Genomic DNA, 16,808 nt, shown 5'->3' with positions numbered 1-16,808 from the left:
TTCCGAACTCCCGCGCGCCCGGACGCGGGACAAGACCGTGAAAGGTATGGAGAGCTGTGCCATCCTCGCACCCGGCCCCGGCCGCGGAAGAGATCTTCGACCTGCTGACCGAAATCGGCATCGACGCCGAAACCCTGGCCGAGGCGGACTCCTCGACCCGGCTCCGCGCGGACCTCGCGCTCAGCTCGGTCGAGACGACCGACCTGCAACTGGAGCTCACCGCCCGGTTCGGGCTCGCGGTGAACCTGTGGGACACCGAGGACTACACCCTCGGCCGGCTCGCCGAACTGGCCGGTGCGGCGGTGCCCCGATGACCGGGGTGACCGGAGAACGCGCGCGGCGGTACCGGGAATCCGGGCTGTGGAAAGACGAACTCGTGGTGACGCCGATCCGCCGGCAGTTCGCCGAAGCGGCAGGCCGGTGCGCTGTGGTCGACGGTGCGCGCCGCCTCGGCTACGCGGAACTCGGCGACGCGGTGGGCGTGGCGCGAGACCGGCTCGCCGGGTTGGGCGTGCGTCCTGGCGATCGGATCGCGGTCGCGCTGACCAACTGCGCCGAGTACGTCGTGCTCGTGCTGGCGGCGCTGGAACTCGGCGCCGCGCCGGTGCTGATCCTGCCTGCCTTCCGGGAACACGAGCTGGACCACGTCGTCGCGGTGACCGGGCCGGTGCTGCTGGCGGTGGACGCGACCGGACGGCGCAAGGAAGCGCTGACCGTCGCCCGGCGGCTGCGAGAACGCCATGCGGGGCTGAAAAATCTGCTCGTGCGCGGCGGGGAGACCGCCGGCGACGAGGTCGATCTCGCGCTGTTGTGCGAACCCGGCGGCGAAACGCCGAGCGCGTGGAAGCCCGCGGCGGCCCCGTCCGACCCGGCGGTGTTCCTGCTTTCCGGCGGCACCACCGGCCTGCCCAAGGCGATCGCGCGGACGCACGAGGGCTACGGCTGCATGATCCGGCACGCGATCACCGTGAACGCGATGACCCGGGACGCGGTGAACCTGGTCGTGATGCCCGCCGAACACGGCTTCGTCATGAACTGCCCCGGCATTCTCGGCGCGTTGTCCGTCGGGGCGACCGTGGTCATGAGTTCGCCCGAATCTCCTTCGGGTGCTTTCGAAATCATCGAACGAGAGCGGGTCACGCACAGCACGCTGGTGCCCTCGGTCGCGCTGCGCTGGAGTGCCGAAGCGAAGCGGACCAGCCGCGATCTGTCGTCTCTGCGCGTGCTGCTGGTCGGCGGATCGCGGCTCGCGCCAGGGACTGCCGACGAACTCCGCACCACGCTCGGCGGCACCGTTCAGCAGTGCTACGGGATGAGCGAGGGGTTGCTCTGCTACACCCGCCTGGACGACCCGGACGACGTCATCCGCGACACCCAGGGAAGGCCGTTGCTGCCCGAGGACGAGATCCGGGTGGTCGCCGCCGACGGTTCGGACGTCGAGCCCGGCGAGGAAGGGGAACTGCTCACCCGCGGGCCCTACACCGTCGCCGGGTACTACGCCAATCCCGAAGCGACCGCCGAAGCGTTCACGCCGGACGGCTTCTACCGCACCGGCGACCTCGTCCGCGTCGATCCCGGCGGCAACCTGGAGATTCTCGGGCGGCTCCGGGACGTGATCAACCGCGGCGGCGAGAAAATCTCCGCCGAGGAACTGGAAGCGATGGCGCTGCGGCATCCCTCGATCGCCCAAGCGGCCGGGGTCGCCGTGCCGCACGAGATCCACGGCGAAACGGTCTGCCTGTGCGTGGTGCCCGCCGCCGGCGCCGAGCGGCCGGGACTGCGCGAGGTCCGGAAGTTCCTGGACGGCCAAGGACTTGCCCGGTACAAGTTCCCCGAGCACCTCGTCGTCCTCGACGCGCTTCCGCTGACCGGCACCGGCAAAGTCGACAAAGCCGCCCTGCGCCGGGACGCGGCCGGGTCGTGGGACGCCGCGATGCTGAGCGGGACGCGAGGATGACCGGTTCCGCGTGGATCAAACGGATTCCCGGGGAAAGCCCGGTCCGGCAGCAATTGCTCTGCCTTCCGCACGCCGGGGGCGGCGCGTCGGCGTTCCGGCCGTGGCGGCAGTTGCTTCCGCCGGAGGTCGAACTGCTGATCGTGCAGTATCCGGGCCGGGAGGACCGGATCGGCGAGCCCGCGCTGACCGATCTGGCGGAGCTGGCCGAAGGCGTGGCCGGCGCACTGCCCGACGCGCTGGACGCGCCGTACACCGTGTTCGGCCACAGCATGGGTGCGCTGGTCGGCTATGAACTGGTGAATGTGCTGCGGCAGAACGGTTTTCCGGTGCCGCGGCGGCTGATAGTGTCCAGCCAGTTCCCGCCCGGGCTGCTGCCCGACCGGGGAGTCCGCGACTTCGGCGACGAAGCGGTGCTGGACCTCGTGGACTGGCTCGCCGGCGGATCCTCCGGCATCCGGGCCGATTCGCGGCTCAGCGCGTTCGTGGCCGCACTGGTCCGCGCCGACTACGAGGCGGTCGAAACCTACCGGCCGGGCACCGCGGGCATCACCGTGCCGGTCAGCGCTTTCTGCGGGGCTGGCGACCCGGCGGTGAGCCCGGACGAGGTCGCCGGCTGGGCCGCGTGGTGCCGGGCGGGTTTCGACCGGACGGTCTTTCCCGGCGGCCATTTCTACTTGCGCGAATCGGCGGCGGAGACGGTCGCCGCGATCACCGGGATTCTTCGACGAGAGGACGTACTGGCATGAGTGCCGAGAAGCATTTCGACGTGATCGTGGCGGGCGGCGGCCCGATCGGGCTGTCCGCCGCGTGGCGGTCCGCGGCCGGCGGCGCGCGCGTGCTCGTCACCGACCGGTTCGGCTTCCTGAACGAGAGCTGCGGATCCAGCGGCGGCGAACGGCATTGGCGGGTGCAGTACACCCAGCCGGACATCTTCCGGCTCACGCTGGCGACCGCGCCGCTGTGGAAGGAACTGGAAGCCGACACCGGGCGCACTCTCGTGCACGAACTGGGCAGCCTGTGGTTCGGCGACACCCACGTGCCCACCAACGAGGGCCACATCGCCGACACCGCGGCTGCGATGGACGAGCTGTCCGTGCCCTACGAATGGTTGTCCGGCAAGGAAATCGAGCGCCGCTACGGATTCCGTAACCTGCCCGCGCACTTCGAGGGCTTCCTGCAGCCGAGCGGGGGAGCCATCGACGTGCGCGGCACGCTGGCCGCGCTGGTGCAGCAATGCCACCTGAACGGCGTGCGGATGCAGTCGCCGGAACGGATTCTCGCGGTCGAACCGGGACCGGACGGCGTCGTGGTGCGCAGCGACCGGGCGACCTACCGCGCGGACAAGGTGGTGCTGGCGGCCAACGCGCACGTCAACGAGCTGATCCGGCCGTGGGGCGCGGGAGAACTGGACCTGCACACCTACGAGATGGCGCTGGTGACCTTGCGCGACAACGGCGACGGCGTGCGCAGGCCGTTCTGGTTCGCCTTCCAGGAGCCGACCGCCGAGGACACCAACCTGTTCTACGGTTTCCCGCCCAATCCGTGGGCGAACGACGGGCTCGCCCGGCTCGGCCCGGACTTCGAGGTGGACGCGCTGGCCGACGCCGATCTCGCCACCGGCCGTCCGCGTCCCGCGCACGTCGAACGGGTGTCGGACTGGGTCCGGGCGCACCTGCCGTGGCTTGACCCGGAACCGGTGTCCACCGGCACCTGCCTCGCGGTGCTGCCCGGGGACCCGCGGCGGCAGTTCTACCTCGGCACCGCCGAGGGACTGGTCGACGGCGGCGAGAACGTCGTGGTCGCCGCGGGCGGCTGGGCGTTCAAGCTGGTCCCGCTGTTCGGCCGGATCTGCGCCGACCTGCTTTCCCAGGGCAAAACCGAGCACGACATCGCCCGGCACGCGTTGACCGGCCTCCGGGCCGCCGTCCAGTGAGTGCGGACCGGCGGATCGCCGTCGTCGGCATGGCGGGCCGGTTCCCCGGCGCACCCGACATGGCGGCGTTCTGGTGCAACCTTCGCGACGGGGTCGAATCCATCGCTGCGCTCAGCGAAGCCGAACTGCTCGCGGAAGGCGTGCCTGCCGAGGAAATCTCGCACCCGGACTACGTGCCGGTGGCGGCGACCCTGCCGGAGCACGATCTGTTCGATGCCCGCTTCTTCGGCTTCGGCGCGCGCGAGGCGGCGCTGCTGGACCCGCAGCACCGGGTCTTTCTGGAATGCGCGTGGCACGCGATGGAGGACGCGGGGATCCGGCCGGGCGACGCGCGCGGCGGCGGGGTGTTCGCTTCGGCCGGAATGCCCGCGTACCTGATGTCGAACCTGCTGGGCGGGCGTCCGGTGGTGCTCGGCTCGGAGATCTTCGAACTGCAGATCCACAACGACAAGGACTATCTCGCCACCCGGGTCGCGCACCGGCTCGGCCTGACCGGACCGGCGGTGAGCGTGCAGACCGCGTGCTCCGGTTCGCTCGTCGCGGTGCACGAGGCGGTGCGGGCGCTGCGCGCGGGCGAGTGCGAGATCGCGCTCGCCGGCGGGGTGTGCGTGCGGGTTCCGCACCGGGTCGGCTACCGCTGGGAACGCGGCATGGTGTTCTCGCGGGACGGGCACTGCCGTCCGTTCGACGCGGCGGCCTCCGGGACGGTGTTCGGCAACGGGGTCGGCGTCGTGGTGCTCAAACGGCTCGACGACGCGGTCGCGGCCGGGGACCGGGTGCTCGCGGTGCTCGCCGGTTCGGCGGTGAACAACGACGGCGCGGGCAAGGTCGGCTTCACCGCGCCGAGCGCCGCCGGCCAGGAGGCAGTGGTGCGCGCCGCGCTGCGGGACGCGGACTTCGACCCGGAGACGATCACCGCCGTCGAGGCGCACGGCACCGCGACCCCGATCGGCGACCCGATCGAAATCACCGCGCTGAGCCGGGCGTTCGGCGCCTCGCGCACCGGGTTCTGCACGGTCGGCTCGGTGAAGGGCAACGTCGGGCACCTGGAGTCCGCGGCCGGGATCGCCGGGCTGATCAAGGCGATTCTCCAGCTGCGGCACGGGGTGCTGGCCCCGACGGCGCATTTCGCCGAGCCGAATCCGGCGATCGACTTCGCGAGCACGCCGTTCGTGGTGCGGACCGAGGCCGGGGAATGGGAGACCGGCGGGCTGCCGAGGCGGATCGGGGTCAGCGCGTTCGGCATCGGCGGGACCAATGCCCACGTCCTGCTCGAAGAAGCGGCCCGGCCGGAGCGGACGTCGCCGGCGCGCCGTCCGCAAGTGCTGGTGCTGTCGGCGAAAACGAAGGAAGCGCTGGAAACGATGGCCGGCGAGCTGGCCGCGGTGCTTCGGGGGCCGGACGCGCCTGCCATCGCGGATGCCGCCGCGACGTTGCGGCGCGGCCGGGAAACCTGGCGGTACCGGCGCGCGGTGGTGGTGTCCGAGTCGTCCGCCGAGTTCGCGCCTTCAGCGTCCGCGGCTCCGGCGAACAAGCTCAGGGTGGTGTGGATGTTTCCGGGGCAGGGCACGCAGTACCCCGGGATGGGCGCGGAGTTCTACCGGGAACTGCCCGGCTTCGCCGAAGCCGTCGACGAATGCGTCCGGGAGCTGACGCCGCGCCTCGGCGTCGATCTGCGGGAGCTGATGTTCTCGCCGGACACCGATCCCGCTCGGCTGCGGGCGACCGAACTCGCGCAACCGGCGTTGTTCGTGACCTCCTACGCGCTCGCTCGCCAACTGCTCCGCTGGGATTGCCGCGCCGACGCCATGGTCGGCCACAGCCTCGGCGAACTGGTGGCCGCCTGCTTGGCCGGAGTGCTGTCGCTGCCGGACGCGGCGCGGTTCGTCGCGGAGCGGGGGCGGCTGATGGCGGAGCAGCCGCCGGGAGCGATGCTCGCCGTTTCCGCGGCTGAGGAGCGCATCGCCGGGCTGCTGTCCGGTGAGGTCACGGTCGCCGCGGTCAACGCACCGGAGCTGTGCGTGCTGAGCGGGCCCGCGGAGGCGATCGCGAAATGCGCTGACGTGCTTGCCGGGCAAGGGATTCCGCACAAGCCGCTGCATACCTCGCACGCCTTCCACTCGGCGATGATGGACGGGGTCGTGCCGCGGCTGGCCGATTTCCTCGGCACCGCGCGGCTCAGCAAGCCCGAGGTGCCGGTGTTCTCCGCGGTGACCGGAGAGTTGCTCACCGACGAGCAGGCTGTCGATCCCGGGTATTGGGCGGCGCATGCGAGGAAACCGGTTCGCTTCGCCGCCGCGCTGGCCGGCGCGGGCGGCGGACTGGTGCTGGAAGTCGGCCCCGGCGCCACGCTCGGCACGCTCGCCCGGGCGACGCTCGGCGATCGGGTCGCGGTGGCGCGCACTATGCCGCGCCCGAACGAAAACCGGCCCGAACTGGAGGTGCTGCTGGGCGCGATGGGCGCGCTCTGGCAGCGGGGTTGCCCGGTCGATCTGGAAGCAGTGCACGACGGAGCCGGGCAGACAGTCTCGTTGCCCGGGTACGCGTTCGCCCGGCAGCGCTACTGGATCGGACGGCAGCCGGGCGCTCCGGAACCCGCCGCGGTCCCGGCGGACGAAGCCGTTTCCCGGCCGGCCGAGTTGAGCCGGAGTTTCGCCGCGCCGGACACCGAACTGCTCCGCCGGATCGTCGCGGTGTGGGAGGACGTCCTGCAGTACCGGCCGATCGGCGTGCACGACGATTTCTTCGAACTGGGCGGCCATTCGCTGCTCGCCGCGAAGCTGAGCGCCGGTCTCGCCGCCGCGCTGGGCCGCGAGGTCTCGCTGCCGGACGTGCTGGGGCGGCCTACCCCGGCCGCGTTCGCCGAGGCGCTGGAAAAGACCGTGCCCGCTGAACCGAAGGAGTGAAGAGCGTGGTGTCCACGCGACGGTTCCCGAACTGGACCGCACTGTCCGAGCCGCACGGTTCGCTGTTCCGGGAGAGCGTCCCGCTTTCCCGGTTTCCCCGGCTGCGCGCCTTCCGGGCCGGGCTCGGCCTGACCCGGCTCGCCGAGGCGCCCGGACCGGCGGGCGGGGCTCGGGTGCTGGCCAAACACGAGTACGAGAACCCGACCGGATCCGACGCGGACCGGGTGGCTTACGCACTGGTCTGCCAGGCGATCGGCGCTTCCCCCGGCGAACCGCGATTCGTCGCCGCGGCCGGGCCGGAGCTGGCCCGTGCGCTGAGCCACCTGTGCTCGCTGATCGGCGTGCCACTGCGGCTGGTGCTCGCGGAGGAAGTGTCGCTCGGTCCGGACGGGGCGGGCCTGCGGGTCGAGCGGGCCGATCCGGAAGGCGGGCCGCTCGCCGCCATCGCGCTGGCCGGGGAGATCGCGGAAGCCGAACCGGAGTGGATTCTCCTGGACGCGCATCGTGATCCGGTGTGCGTGGCGATGCACGAATTCGTGACCGGACGCGAGATCATCGGCCAGCTCGACGGTCTCATCCCGGCCGCGTGGGTGTGCGGTACCGGCTCCGGCGGCTGCCTCGCCGGGGTGACCAGGGCGTTGCGCGCGGCGGGTGCGGACCCGGTCGTCACCGGGGTGACCGCCGCGGAGCTGCCGTACGGGTCGGCGGCCGCGCCGAGGTCCGGGCTGCCGGGATGGGCCGGGCTCGGCCACGGCTACCGGCAGCCGCTCGTGGAGGGCGAATTGCCGGACCTGGCAACGGAAAGCGTGAGTGCGGGCGAGGCCCGCGCCGGGGTCCGGGAATTCCGTGCCGCGACGAATCGCGAGATCGGCCCGGCCTCGGCGGCGAACTGGCTCGTCGCCCGCGCGGTCGCCGCGAAGCTGCCGCCGGAGGACGTCGTCGTCACGATTTTTCCGGACGGCCCGCACGAGGTCACCGCAGTAGTCGACATCTGGGAAAAGACGAAAGGGAAGGGCTGAACGATGGTCACTGTCCGGTCCGTCCGCCCGGCGCCGCCGCGTCGTGCCGAGTCCGGCGCCACCGCGGATTCCGGTCGCCTCGGGGCATTCGCACGGATGCGCGAAGACCTCCGCACGATCGTCGAACGGGATCCGTCGATCGACACTCTCGCCGAGGCGCTGGCCCATTCCACGCTGCCCGCGGTCTGGATCCATCGCGTCGCGCACGCGCTTTACCGGCGCGGGCACCGGATCGCCGCACGGCTGCTGACCAATCTCGCGCGGGTGCTCACCGGCGTCGAGATCCATCCCGGCGCGGTGATCGGCCGCCGGTTGTTCATCGACCACGGCACCGGGGTGATCATCGGGGAGACCGCGGTAGTCGGCCAAGACGTGACGCTGTACCAGCACGTGACACTCGGCGCGGTCGGCTGGTGGCGCGACAACAGAAGGGACGCGGGCGAACGACGGCATCCGGCGGTCGGCGACCGGGTCACCTTCGGGGCCGGTGCCACGGTGCTCGGCCCGGTCGAGGTCGGAGACGATTCGTTCGTGGGCGCGACCGCGCTCGTGGTCTCCGACGTGCCCGCGGGAAGCAAAGTGCTCGCTGTTCCGCGGACCGCGTAATCGAACGGCGAAAAAAACCGTCGCGACGGAATTTTCCCGGTATTCGTGAGACAGCTCACCGGCACCGGTCAATTGTCGCGGCGCGGCCAGTCCGTTAGGATCGAGGCAAGACGTCGCGATCCGGCGGATGTGGGGGATTTCGTGCAGGCACGGTATCCGATACGAGTAAGTCATGTGCCCGGCCCGGAAGGCAACGCGCTCAGTCGCGGACGTGCGAGCCGGACCGCCCCGTCCGGTTCGCCGCGCCCGGGTTCCCGGCCGTCGGTTTCGCCCGCGGCCAAAGGCGTTCTCGGCGCGTGCCTGCGGCGGCTTTCCTGGTCGCCCGACCGGCTCGCCCGCGAGATCAACCGCAGGCTCGGATCGGGCACGATCAGCGCCAAGGCCCCTTACCACTGGCTGCGCGGGGTCACGCCGCGCGATCCGCTGCCCGCGGTGGTCGCCTCGATCCTTTCCGCTGAGCTGGGCGAGGAAATCCGGCTGGCGAACCTGTGGCCCGCGCTGGCGGCCCGGGACGTCTGCCCGCCCGCACCTGCCCCGGTCCCGGTCGAGCCGCTGATGGTCCGCGCGCTGCGGTCCAGGGTGGATCAGCTGCTGGCACTGGACGGCAGGCTGGACGACCGCGCGCTGCTTTCCTGGGCGGCGCAGGACTTGAGCTGGATCCGGCAGCTCAGCGCGGGTCCCGGCGTCGCCTCGGCCGAGCGGGAACTGCGCCGGATGGCCGCGGACCTTTCCCGGGTGATCGGAAACGTTTCCCTGCGAATCGACGATTGCGCCGGCGGGTGCGATTTCCTGCTGGCGTCGATTGAAGAGTGCGAAACCATCGTGTGAACAGTTCGGCCGTATTCCTTCACCGCATTCCCCGGCCGACGAGCAAGAACAGCAGATACGCCCCGCCGACGATCCCGGTCACCACTCCGACCGGGATTTCGGCGGGCGAACTCAGCGAACGCGCGAGCAGGTCGGCCAGCATCAGCAACGCGGACCCCAGCAACGCCGACGCCGCCAGCGACGGCTCCCGGCGGCCGGTCAGCAGCCGGGCCAATGCCGGGGCAGTGAGTGCCACGAAGGCAACCGGCCCCACCGCCGCCGTGGCGGCCGAAGCGAGCACTGTGGCCGCGATCGTCAGGAAAACGCGGGTCCGGCCCACCTCGACTCCGAGCGAGCGGGCGAGGTCGTCGCCGTGCCCGAGAAGCGTCAGCGGCCGCGCGAACGGCACCACGGCCAATGCCGCCGGGATCGTGAACCACAGCAGCGGCACCAGTTCCGGCCAAGACCGGCCGTCGAGGGTCCCGGTGAGCCACACCAGCGCGGCCTGCGCTTCGGTCACCTCGCCGACGGTGAGCAGCCAAGACACCCCGCCGGCCAGCAAGGCCGCGACCGCCACGCCGATGAGGACGAGATTCCGCCCCCGCGCGGTGGCCAGCAGATGCACTGCGCCGGTGGTGACCAGCCCGCCGGCCAGCGCCGACCCCGACACGGCAGGCCCGGTCCAGCCGAACAGCAGCAAGGCGGACACCGCGGCCGTCGCGGCGCCGGAGGTCGTGCCGAGCACGTCCGGGCTGGCGAGCGGATTGCGGACCAGGGATTGCACGATCGCGCCCGCCAGCCCGAAGGCCGCCCCGGTCGTCACGGCGAGCAGCGACCGGGGGAGCCGGACGTCCAGGACGAAGAAGCTCGCCCGCGGGTCGGCGGTTCCGGCGAGTGCGCGAAGGACGGACGACGGCGAGAGGGGAAAGTCGCCGTAGAGGAGTCCGGCGATGAGAAGACCGGCGACGAGGACGGCGAGGATCGGCAGGACGAGGCGGGCGGTTCGGTTCATGGTGGACTGCCGTGGGGTCGTTGTGCCTGGATTGCGCACGGTGGGCGGGGATGAATGGCGGGAAGCCGCCGGCGGGCGAGGGGCGCGAGTCAGGTCAGCCCGCGCGGGGCGCACCTCAGGCCGACGAGAGCTTCTTGCGGCGAGCCAGCACGATCAACGCCGGCGTCCCGAGCACCGCGGTCACCACTCCCGCGGGCAGCTCCGCCGGTCCGGCCGCGAACCGGCCGAGGAGGTCGGCGAGCAACAGCAGCAGCGAGCCCAGCACGACCGAATAGCGCAGCACCCAGCGCTGGTCCGGTCCGGTGATCAGCCGCGCCAGATGCGGCGCCAGCAGTCCGAGGAAGCCGATCGGTCCGGCGATCGCGGTGGAGACCCCGGACAGCACCACGACCACCGCGCTGGACAGCAGTTTCGCCGGCGCGGTTCGGTGCCCCAGCGAGATCGCGAGGTCCTCGCCCAGCGCCTGCACGTTGAGCGCCCTGCCGAGCAGCAGCCCGCAACCGAGCGCGGGCACGAGCAGGGCCGCGCCGAAAAGGAGGACCGAGACCGGCCGTCCGGTCAGGGAACCGACCTGCCAGAACCGGAACTGGGCGAACGTGCCGCCGTCGGTCAGCAGGACGGCGCTGGTCGCCGAGGTGAGGATCGCGGTCAGTGCGGTCCCGGCGAGCAGCAGCGTCACCGGACCGCGCGACCGGAGAGCGAGCAGGTGCACCACGGCCGCGGCGGTCGCGGCACCGGCCAGGGCGAGCCAAGCGGTGGACGATCCGGTCAGCGAACCCATGGTGGTCAGACCCAGGACGATCGCCAGTGCCGCTCCGGCGTTGATGCCCAGGATTCCGGGATCTGCCAGGGGGTTCCGCACCGATGACTGCAGGATCGCCCCGGCAAGGCCGAGCCCGGCTCCGGCCGCGAGCCCGGTGAGGGTGCGGGGCAGCCGCAGCGTCCGCACCGCGAGCTCGTCCAGCCGGGCGGGGTCGTAGTGCAGCAGTGCGTCCAGAACCGTGCCAGGGGAAACGAACGTCGCTCCCGCGCACACGCTGGCCAGCGCGACGAGCGCAAGCACCGCGAGCACGGCGGCCCATCCCGTGCCGGGCCGCACGACGGTTCGGTGCGTTCGCTGAGCTTGCGCCATGTTCATCTCCGGAGAAGGCGAGCGGCTTCTCCGTTCGCAGGAGCCGGATTATGGTTAGGCAACCCTAATCCGAGCAAGTGTCCGACGGGGCCGGACGAACACTTTCTCCCTGCGGCACAGGAGGTTTGATGGCGAGGGGCGCGGGCAAGCCCGCCCGGCGGACCGTGCTCTTCGGCGGGATCGCCGCGACCGCCGCGGTGGTCGCACCGCGACTGTCGGCGGATTCCGCGGAGGCCGGCCCGGTCCGGAAAGTGCCACCGGGTTCGTGGACGGTCACCGACGACACCGGTCTACGGCTGGAATTCCCTTCGGTGCCAAGGAGAATCATCGCTTACGCCACCGTGGCCAGCACTCTGCACGACTACGGCGTCGACGTGGCCGGGGTGTACGGCGGAGTTCTGGCGCAGGGGCGCAAGCTTGATCGCGCGACGCTGGGAAGTCTTGACCGCGCCGTTGTTCTGGGCTCCGCGTGGGGTCAGCTGAACGTGGAACGAGCGGGCGCGCTGAAGCCAGACCTGGTGCTGGACTCCTTGCAGTACGGGCTTTCCCAGCTCGATCCAGGGGTAGGGGCGCAGGTGCGGAAGTTCTGTCCGGTGGCGTCCTTCGAGAGTTATGCGGCCGAGTTGCCGGATTCGCTGCGCCGGTTCGGCGACCTGGCCGCGTCGCTCGGCGCGTCCGGCGTCGCGGCGCAGCGGGCCGAGTACCTGCGGGCACGTGCGGCACTGCGTGCGGCGGCGCGGCAGGCACCATGGGTGCTGTTCGTTTCGATCGATCCGGACGGGATCCGGATCGCACGCACGGGATGGCCGTTGCTGCGGGAATACCTCGCGCTGGGAGTGCCCGTCGTGCTCCCGCCCGGGGGCAAGTACGCGCTGAAACTGTCGTGGGAAAACTCGTTGCGGTACCCGGCGGACGTGCTGATGGTGGACGCCCGTTCCACGAGCCTGCAGCCCGAAGACGTCGCCGGACATCCGTTCTGGCAACGACAGAAAGCCGTCCAGGCCGGGCGGGTTTACTCGTGGCAGCCCGAACCGCCGCTGAGCTACCGCGCGGCGGCGAATCAGCTGACTGGCCTGACCCGCGCCCTCGCTGGCTGAAGCGTTCAGCCACTGGTGCGGGAAAACGTTGATACGCAAGAAAAAACGGTTACAGTTCGACGCGATTTCCGAGGCGAGAAAGAGGAGTCATGACGAACGCCTACCAGGACGTGATCGACCTGACGATCGGCGATCCGCTGGACGAGATGTTCGACGAGCGGCTGACCCTGGAACAGTTCCCGGCGCTGAAGGAATTCCGGGACCGGCTCGGGCACTCCCGGCTCGTCGAGGTCCCCGGGCCGGACGGTGGTGCGAAGATCTTCGCCAAGTACGAGTTCGAGAACCCGTTCGGCTCAGTGAAGGACCGCACCGCGTACTCGCTGCTGTGCGGCGCGGTGAACGCCAACGCCGACCGCCTCGACGACCTGCGCATCGTCGCCGGCTCGGGCGGCAACATGGCGCGTGCCTTGGCGCAGCTGGGCAAACTGGCCGGAATCCCGATCAAGGTCGTGCTGCCGAGTTCGATGGCCGAGAGCGTCGTCGAGGAGATCCGCGGCACCGGAGCGTCGGTGGAATTCTCCCGCGGTTCGGAGTTCGTGCTAGGTTTTCTCAAGCTCTCCAAGGAAATCGCCGACGCCGACCCCCGGTGGACGATGGTCGCGCAGCACCGCGACCTGCACAACTTCGCGGTGAACCAGTTTCTCACCGGCCAGGAAATCATCACCCAGCTGGCCGGACGGCGCCCGTCCGCGTGGGTAGCCGCGGTCGGCAGCGGCGCGACCCTCGGCGGAGTCGCCCGCGCACTGCGCACCGAGTACGGAGCCCTCGACGTCGTCGCGGTGACCCCGGCCGAACTTCCGTTCGGCACCACGAGCCCGCCCAACGAAACCTCGAAGTTCCCCGGAGCGGGCGGCCTCGGGTACGGGATGCGGCAGCGCTTCGTCAGCGACCTGATCCCCGGAGTCCAGCACCAGACCGTGTCCTACCCCGAGGTGCTGCGCGGCATGCGCGACTTCCGCGCCGCGACCGGCACCGCCATCGGCGGCTCCGCGGCGGCCAACTGGATCACCGCCCGCCGCCTGGCTGCGACCCGCACGCCGGACGACACCGTGGTGACCCTGTTCGCCGACTCCGGTACCGCGGAGGACTGGAAGAACGCCAGCCGCCTCTGAGCCTGCTGCCCCTGGGCCCGCGTTCCCCGCACATCGTCGCCGGACGCGGGCTTCCGGGGGCACCGGACGACGCCGCTGGCGCGACTCGCGTTGGCCGACCGGATGTGCCCAGTTCGGCGGCGACGGGTCGCGCGCGGCCGGTTTAGGACAGTCGGGGTCGGGACCTCGGAGTCGCCTCGTGAAGTCTGCGCGACGGGGCAAAGCCTCGCGATGTCGCGCTCGCCCGGCCGCTCCAGGACGGCGTTTACGGGGCAGGCGTTGTCTCGCGGTGCCCGTGCCGGGCCGGGCTCTGGAAGACCTGGCGATTTCGCGTTCGCCCGGTCGTTTCGGGAACGGCGGTTGCGGGTGCGTGCGTTGTCTCGCCAAGCCTGTGCCGAGCGAGGACGGAAGACCTCGCTTTCGCCGAGCCTTTTAGGACGGTGCAGCTGTTGGCTCGCGATGCCCGCGCGCGGTCGGTTCTGGAAGACCCGGCGATCTCGTGTTCGTCCGGTCGCTTGAGGAACGGCGGTTAGGGGTGCATGCGTTGTCTCGCGAAGCCTGTACCGAGCTAGGACGGAAGACCTCGCCTTCGACGGGCCCCTTTGGGACGGCGCAGCAGTTGTCTCGCGAAGCCTGTACCGAGCTAGGACGGAAGACCTCGCCTTCGACGGGCCCCTTTGGGACGGCGCAGCAGTTGTCTCGCGAAGCCTGTACCGAGCTAGGACGGAAGACCTCGCCTTCGACGGGCCCCTTTGGGACGGCGCAGCAGTTGTCTCGCGAAGCCCGCTCCGGATCGGGTTCTGGAAGACCCCGCGTTCGCCCGCCCGCTTCGGCAACGGCGATTACGAGTGCATGCGTCGTCCCGCGCAGCCTGTGCTGGCGCGCGGAGCAAAAGACGTAGCGATCGCACGCCCGGCCACTCCGCGACCGCGGCCAGCAGCCGTCAGCGCCCTCCCACGAACCCCGCGCCCGATCGAGAAACACCTCCCAAGCCCCCTCACCGCCGGAAATGCCGCGAAACCGCCCCGTCGTACTCCTCCTCCACGTAATCCGTAAAACCCAGCTTCTCCACCACCCGCAACGACGGCGTGTTCGTCACCGCCACGCTGATCAGCACCGGAATCGCCGGTATCTCCCGCTCCGCCCACTCCACCGACGCCCGCGCGGCCTCCACCGCATAGCCCTTTCCCCACGCCGACGGGCGGAAGCGGTACGCCAGGTTCAGCACCTTCTCGCCCCGGAACTCCCGGTTGCGCACTCCGGCCATGCCGATCACATCCGACCCGTCAGCAGCCTCCGGCCTGCCTCGCTCCCGGACCGCCAGGTACCCATAGCCGAACGTCGCCCAGTGCTCGAGCCAACTGTCGAACATCACCAGCGTGGTCGCGGTGTCCGGCGGACGCGGGTTGTACCGGTTCGTCTCCGGGTCGCTCTGGATCTCCACCACCGCTTGCCGATCCGCCTCCACGAAGTGCCGCAGCACCAGCCTTTCCGTCACGATCTCTGTCACGCCCCCGACCATAACGACGGGGTCCGACAAAAATCGCGCCCAAAAACAGCGACAATCTCCGCCATGACCGAACTGCCGTTGGTGCTCCTGCACGCCTTCCCACTCGACGCCCGCATGTGGGACCCGGTCCGCGCGCCGCTCGCGGAGCGCTTCCGGGTCATCACGCCTGATCAGCGCGGCCTCGGCCGGAGTCCGCTGCCGGAGAGCGAAGCCGAGCCGGAGCTGGCGGACGCGGCGAGGGACGTCGTCGCGCTCCTGGACAAGCTCGAACTCGACCAGGTGGTTCTCGGCGGCTGTTCGATGGGCGGCTACCTCGCGATGGCCGTCCTGCGGCAGGCTCCCGAGCGCGTCGGCGGGCTGGTCCTCATCGACACCAAAGCCGCCGCGGACACGCCCGAAGCCGCGCAAACCCGGCTCGACGTCGCGAATCGCGCCGAGGCCGAAGGCGTCAAAGGCTGGCTGGCCGACGCGAATCTGCCGAACCTGCTGGCCGACACCGCGTCCGCCGACGTTCGCGCGCGCGTGCGCGAATTGATCGACGCGCAGCCGCCGTCCGGGATCGCCTGGGCCGCGCGGGCGATGCGCAACCGGCCCGATTCCGTTGACCTGCTGCGCGAAACGGACGTCCCGGCGCTCGTCATCGTGGGGGAGCGCGACGCGATCACGCCGCTCGACGCCGCCAACACCATGGTCGAGGCGCTGCCCGACGCGACCCTCGCCGTTCTCCCGGACGTCGGGCACCTGACGCCGCTGGAAGACCCGGCTGGGGTGGTCGAAGCGATCCTCGGCTGGGTCAGCTGAAGTAGTCGACGGCCGCGGCGCGCGCTTCGTCGAGGCGGTGCGGGAAGCGCTGTGCGATCAGAAACCGCCACGTGACCGCGAAGAGCGAGCGAAGCTGCGTACACGTCGCGAGGACGGCTTCGTCCGCTTCGCCCGGGTACGCGGCGAGGAACTCCGAGCCGCCCTGTCGCGCGAGGATCGCCAGGTCCCATTCGAGCGGTCCGCGCCAGGTGTCCTCGAAGTCGAGCCAGCACGGGCCGTCGGCAGTCTCGATGAGGTTGCCGGGGTGCGCGTCGCCGTGCAGGGCCTGGACCGGGCCGGACGGCAGCAGCGCGGCGAGCCGTTCGGTTTCCGCGCCGATCCGGTCGGCGAAGCCGTCCAGCAGCGAGCCGCTGCGGGCGACGGTGTCCAGCAGTTCGCCGACCGGGCCGCGGGACGGCAGTTCGCCGGGATAGCCGCGCAACGCGGCGTGGACCCGGGCGAGCGACGCGGCGGTCTCGTCCGGCCTGTGCCGAAGGTCCGGATCGTGCGGGGTCCAGTGCCAGAGCGTGACCGGCAACCCCTCCGCGAAATGCGGTCCGGCCGGGGGATCCGCGGTCGGTGAGACGACGCGCACACCACGTTCGGTGAGGTAGGCCGAAAGGGCGACATCCCGTTCGAGCCACGCCGTCGCGTCCGGCCGCAGCAACCGCGTGGTGGCCGGGACCCTCGCCACCACCGGACCCATCCTCACCAGCACGTTCGAGCGCTCGTGCAGCACCTCGGCCGACCCCGTCGCCAGGCCGAACCGGCGGCCGGCGGCGAGCGCGGAGGAGACCGCCGCGGCGCGGAACGGGTCGGTCATGCGGTGATCTAAGCAGCCGGTGCGAGCGACTGTCGGTACCGAGGGCTACGATCCCCTTGACCGCCCGGATCAGGCCCGCCTGAGCCCGAGCGCCCCGAAGTTGACCACCACAAG

The 16,808-nt window shown here is 71.0% G+C and carries 15 protein-coding genes; 11 read left to right on the top strand and 4 right to left on the bottom strand.

What is annotated here, in order from left to right; all coding sequences use genetic code 11:
* Positions 1-56: 56 nt before the first annotated feature.
* From EIZ44_RS37690 to EIZ44_RS37655, 8 genes are all read left to right on the top strand, one after another.
* A complete protein-coding gene (locus tag EIZ44_RS37690; RefSeq protein WP_051729097.1) occupies positions 57-314 on the top strand; it encodes a hypothetical protein in 258 nt (85 codons plus the stop codon).
* Complete coding sequence (locus EIZ44_RS37685; RefSeq protein ID WP_134733878.1) at positions 311-1,957, top strand: (2,3-dihydroxybenzoyl)adenylate synthase; 1,647 nt, start codon at positions 311-313, stop codon at positions 1,955-1,957. The genes EIZ44_RS37690 and EIZ44_RS37685 overlap by 4 nt, the downstream gene beginning before the upstream one ends.
* Positions 1,954-2,703 (top strand): thioesterase II family protein, encoded by a 750-nt coding sequence (locus EIZ44_RS37680; RefSeq protein ID WP_134733877.1) that lies wholly within the window; start codon positions 1,954-1,956, stop codon positions 2,701-2,703. Before EIZ44_RS37685 ends, EIZ44_RS37680 begins: the two co-directional genes overlap by 4 nt.
* Positions 2,700-3,890 carry an NAD(P)/FAD-dependent oxidoreductase gene (locus tag EIZ44_RS37675; RefSeq protein WP_134733876.1) on the top strand — a complete coding sequence of 397 codons (1,191 nt, stop codon included), beginning with the start codon at positions 2,700-2,702 and terminating at the stop codon, positions 3,888-3,890. Before EIZ44_RS37680 ends, EIZ44_RS37675 begins: the two co-directional genes overlap by 4 nt.
* Complete coding sequence (locus EIZ44_RS37670; protein ID WP_134733875.1) at positions 3,887-6,796, top strand: type I polyketide synthase; 2,910 nt, start codon at positions 3,887-3,889, stop codon at positions 6,794-6,796. The genes EIZ44_RS37675 and EIZ44_RS37670 overlap by 4 nt, the downstream gene beginning before the upstream one ends.
* Positions 6,797-6,804: 8 nt before the next feature.
* Positions 6,805-7,815 (top strand): pyridoxal-phosphate dependent enzyme, encoded by a 1,011-nt coding sequence (locus tag EIZ44_RS37665; protein ID WP_167754402.1) that lies wholly within the window; start codon positions 6,805-6,807, stop codon positions 7,813-7,815.
* 96 nt (positions 7,816-7,911) lie between these two features.
* A complete protein-coding gene (epsC, locus tag EIZ44_RS37660; protein WP_106961303.1) occupies positions 7,912-8,421 on the top strand; it encodes a serine O-acetyltransferase EpsC in 510 nt (169 codons plus the stop codon).
* A 174-nt stretch (positions 8,422-8,595) separates the two neighbouring features.
* Positions 8,596-9,249 carry a hypothetical protein gene (locus EIZ44_RS37655; protein WP_037815297.1) on the top strand — a complete coding sequence of 218 codons (654 nt, stop codon included), beginning with the start codon at positions 8,596-8,598 and terminating at the stop codon, positions 9,247-9,249.
* A 19-nt stretch (positions 9,250-9,268) separates the two neighbouring features.
* Here the strand turns inward: EIZ44_RS37655 and EIZ44_RS37650 are convergent, their stop codons facing one another.
* Positions 9,269-10,240, bottom strand: a complete 972-nt coding sequence (locus EIZ44_RS37650) for a FecCD family ABC transporter permease (RefSeq protein ID WP_037815296.1) — start codon at positions 10,238-10,240, stop codon at positions 9,269-9,271.
* Positions 10,241-10,355: 115 nt separating this feature from the next.
* Positions 10,356-11,372: a FecCD family ABC transporter permease gene (locus EIZ44_RS37645; RefSeq protein ID WP_134733873.1), complete on the bottom strand. Its 1,017-nt coding sequence runs from the start codon at positions 11,370-11,372 to the stop codon at positions 10,356-10,358.
* A gap of 128 nt (positions 11,373-11,500) precedes the next feature.
* Between EIZ44_RS37645 and EIZ44_RS37640 the strand changes: the two genes are divergently transcribed.
* Positions 11,501-12,469 carry an ABC transporter substrate-binding protein gene (locus EIZ44_RS37640; RefSeq protein ID WP_134733872.1) on the top strand — a complete coding sequence of 323 codons (969 nt, stop codon included), beginning with the start codon at positions 11,501-11,503 and terminating at the stop codon, positions 12,467-12,469.
* Positions 12,470-12,558: 89 nt separating this feature from the next.
* Positions 12,559-13,581, top strand: coding sequence for a pyridoxal-phosphate dependent enzyme (locus tag EIZ44_RS37635; RefSeq protein ID WP_107051084.1), 1,023 nt, complete (start codon positions 12,559-12,561; stop codon positions 13,579-13,581).
* 976 nt (positions 13,582-14,557) lie between these two features.
* On the opposite strand, the gene EIZ44_RS37630 is transcribed toward EIZ44_RS37635, so the two are convergent.
* The gene (locus EIZ44_RS37630; protein ID WP_167754401.1) at positions 14,558-15,082 is read right to left on the bottom strand and encodes a GNAT family N-acetyltransferase; all 525 of its coding nucleotides are present in this window, start codon (positions 15,080-15,082) and stop codon (positions 14,558-14,560) included.
* Positions 15,083-15,133: 51 nt separating this feature from the next.
* Here EIZ44_RS37630 and EIZ44_RS37625 point away from each other — a divergent pair, with 51 nt between their 5' ends.
* Positions 15,134-15,871, top strand: a complete 738-nt coding sequence (locus EIZ44_RS37625; RefSeq protein WP_134733871.1) for an alpha/beta fold hydrolase — start codon at positions 15,134-15,136, stop codon at positions 15,869-15,871.
* Here the strand turns inward: EIZ44_RS37625 and EIZ44_RS37620 are convergent.
* Positions 15,864-16,694: a phosphotransferase gene (locus tag EIZ44_RS37620; protein WP_134733870.1), complete on the bottom strand. Its 831-nt coding sequence runs from the start codon at positions 16,692-16,694 to the stop codon at positions 15,864-15,866. The genes EIZ44_RS37625 and EIZ44_RS37620 overlap by 8 nt on opposite strands.
* Positions 16,695-16,808 lie beyond the last annotated feature (114 nt).

It is taken from the genome of Amycolatopsis nivea, assembly GCF_004522235.1.
Classification (GTDB): domain Bacteria; phylum Actinomycetota; class Actinomycetes; order Mycobacteriales; family Pseudonocardiaceae; genus Amycolatopsis; species Amycolatopsis nivea.
The sequence above is the reverse complement of the archived record's forward strand: the minus strand, read 5'-3'. Positions and strand labels throughout refer to the sequence as shown.

What these genes read in the sequence shown, in the direction of transcription:
- EIZ44_RS37650 (WP_037815296.1), bottom strand. Translation starts at nt 10,240, where the DNA reads ATGAACCGAACCGCCCGCCTCGTCCTGCCGATCCTCGCCGTCCTCGTC.
- EIZ44_RS37620 (WP_134733870.1), bottom strand. Translation starts at nt 16,694, where the DNA reads ATGACCGACCCGTTCCGCGCCGCGGCGGTCTCCTCCGCGCTCGCCGCC.
- EIZ44_RS37645 (WP_134733873.1), bottom strand. Translation starts at nt 11,372, where the DNA reads ATGGCGCAAGCTCAGCGAACGCACCGAACCGTCGTGCGGCCCGGCACG.
- EIZ44_RS37675 (WP_134733876.1), top strand. Translation starts at nt 2,700, where the DNA reads ATGAGTGCCGAGAAGCATTTCGACGTGATCGTGGCGGGCGGCGGCCCG.
- EIZ44_RS37640 (WP_134733872.1), top strand. Translation starts at nt 11,501, where the DNA reads ATGGCGAGGGGCGCGGGCAAGCCCGCCCGGCGGACCGTGCTCTTCGGC.
- EIZ44_RS37635 (WP_107051084.1), top strand. Translation starts at nt 12,559, where the DNA reads ATGACGAACGCCTACCAGGACGTGATCGACCTGACGATCGGCGATCCG.
- EIZ44_RS37625 (WP_134733871.1), top strand. Translation starts at nt 15,134, where the DNA reads ATGACCGAACTGCCGTTGGTGCTCCTGCACGCCTTCCCACTCGACGCC.
- EIZ44_RS37685 (WP_134733878.1), top strand. Translation starts at nt 311, where the DNA reads ATGACCGGGGTGACCGGAGAACGCGCGCGGCGGTACCGGGAATCCGGG.
- EIZ44_RS37630 (WP_167754401.1), bottom strand. Translation starts at nt 15,082, where the DNA reads ATGGTCGGGGGCGTGACAGAGATCGTGACGGAAAGGCTGGTGCTGCGG.
- epsC (WP_106961303.1), top strand. Translation starts at nt 7,912, where the DNA reads ATGCGCGAAGACCTCCGCACGATCGTCGAACGGGATCCGTCGATCGAC.
- EIZ44_RS37680 (WP_134733877.1), top strand. Translation starts at nt 1,954, where the DNA reads ATGACCGGTTCCGCGTGGATCAAACGGATTCCCGGGGAAAGCCCGGTC.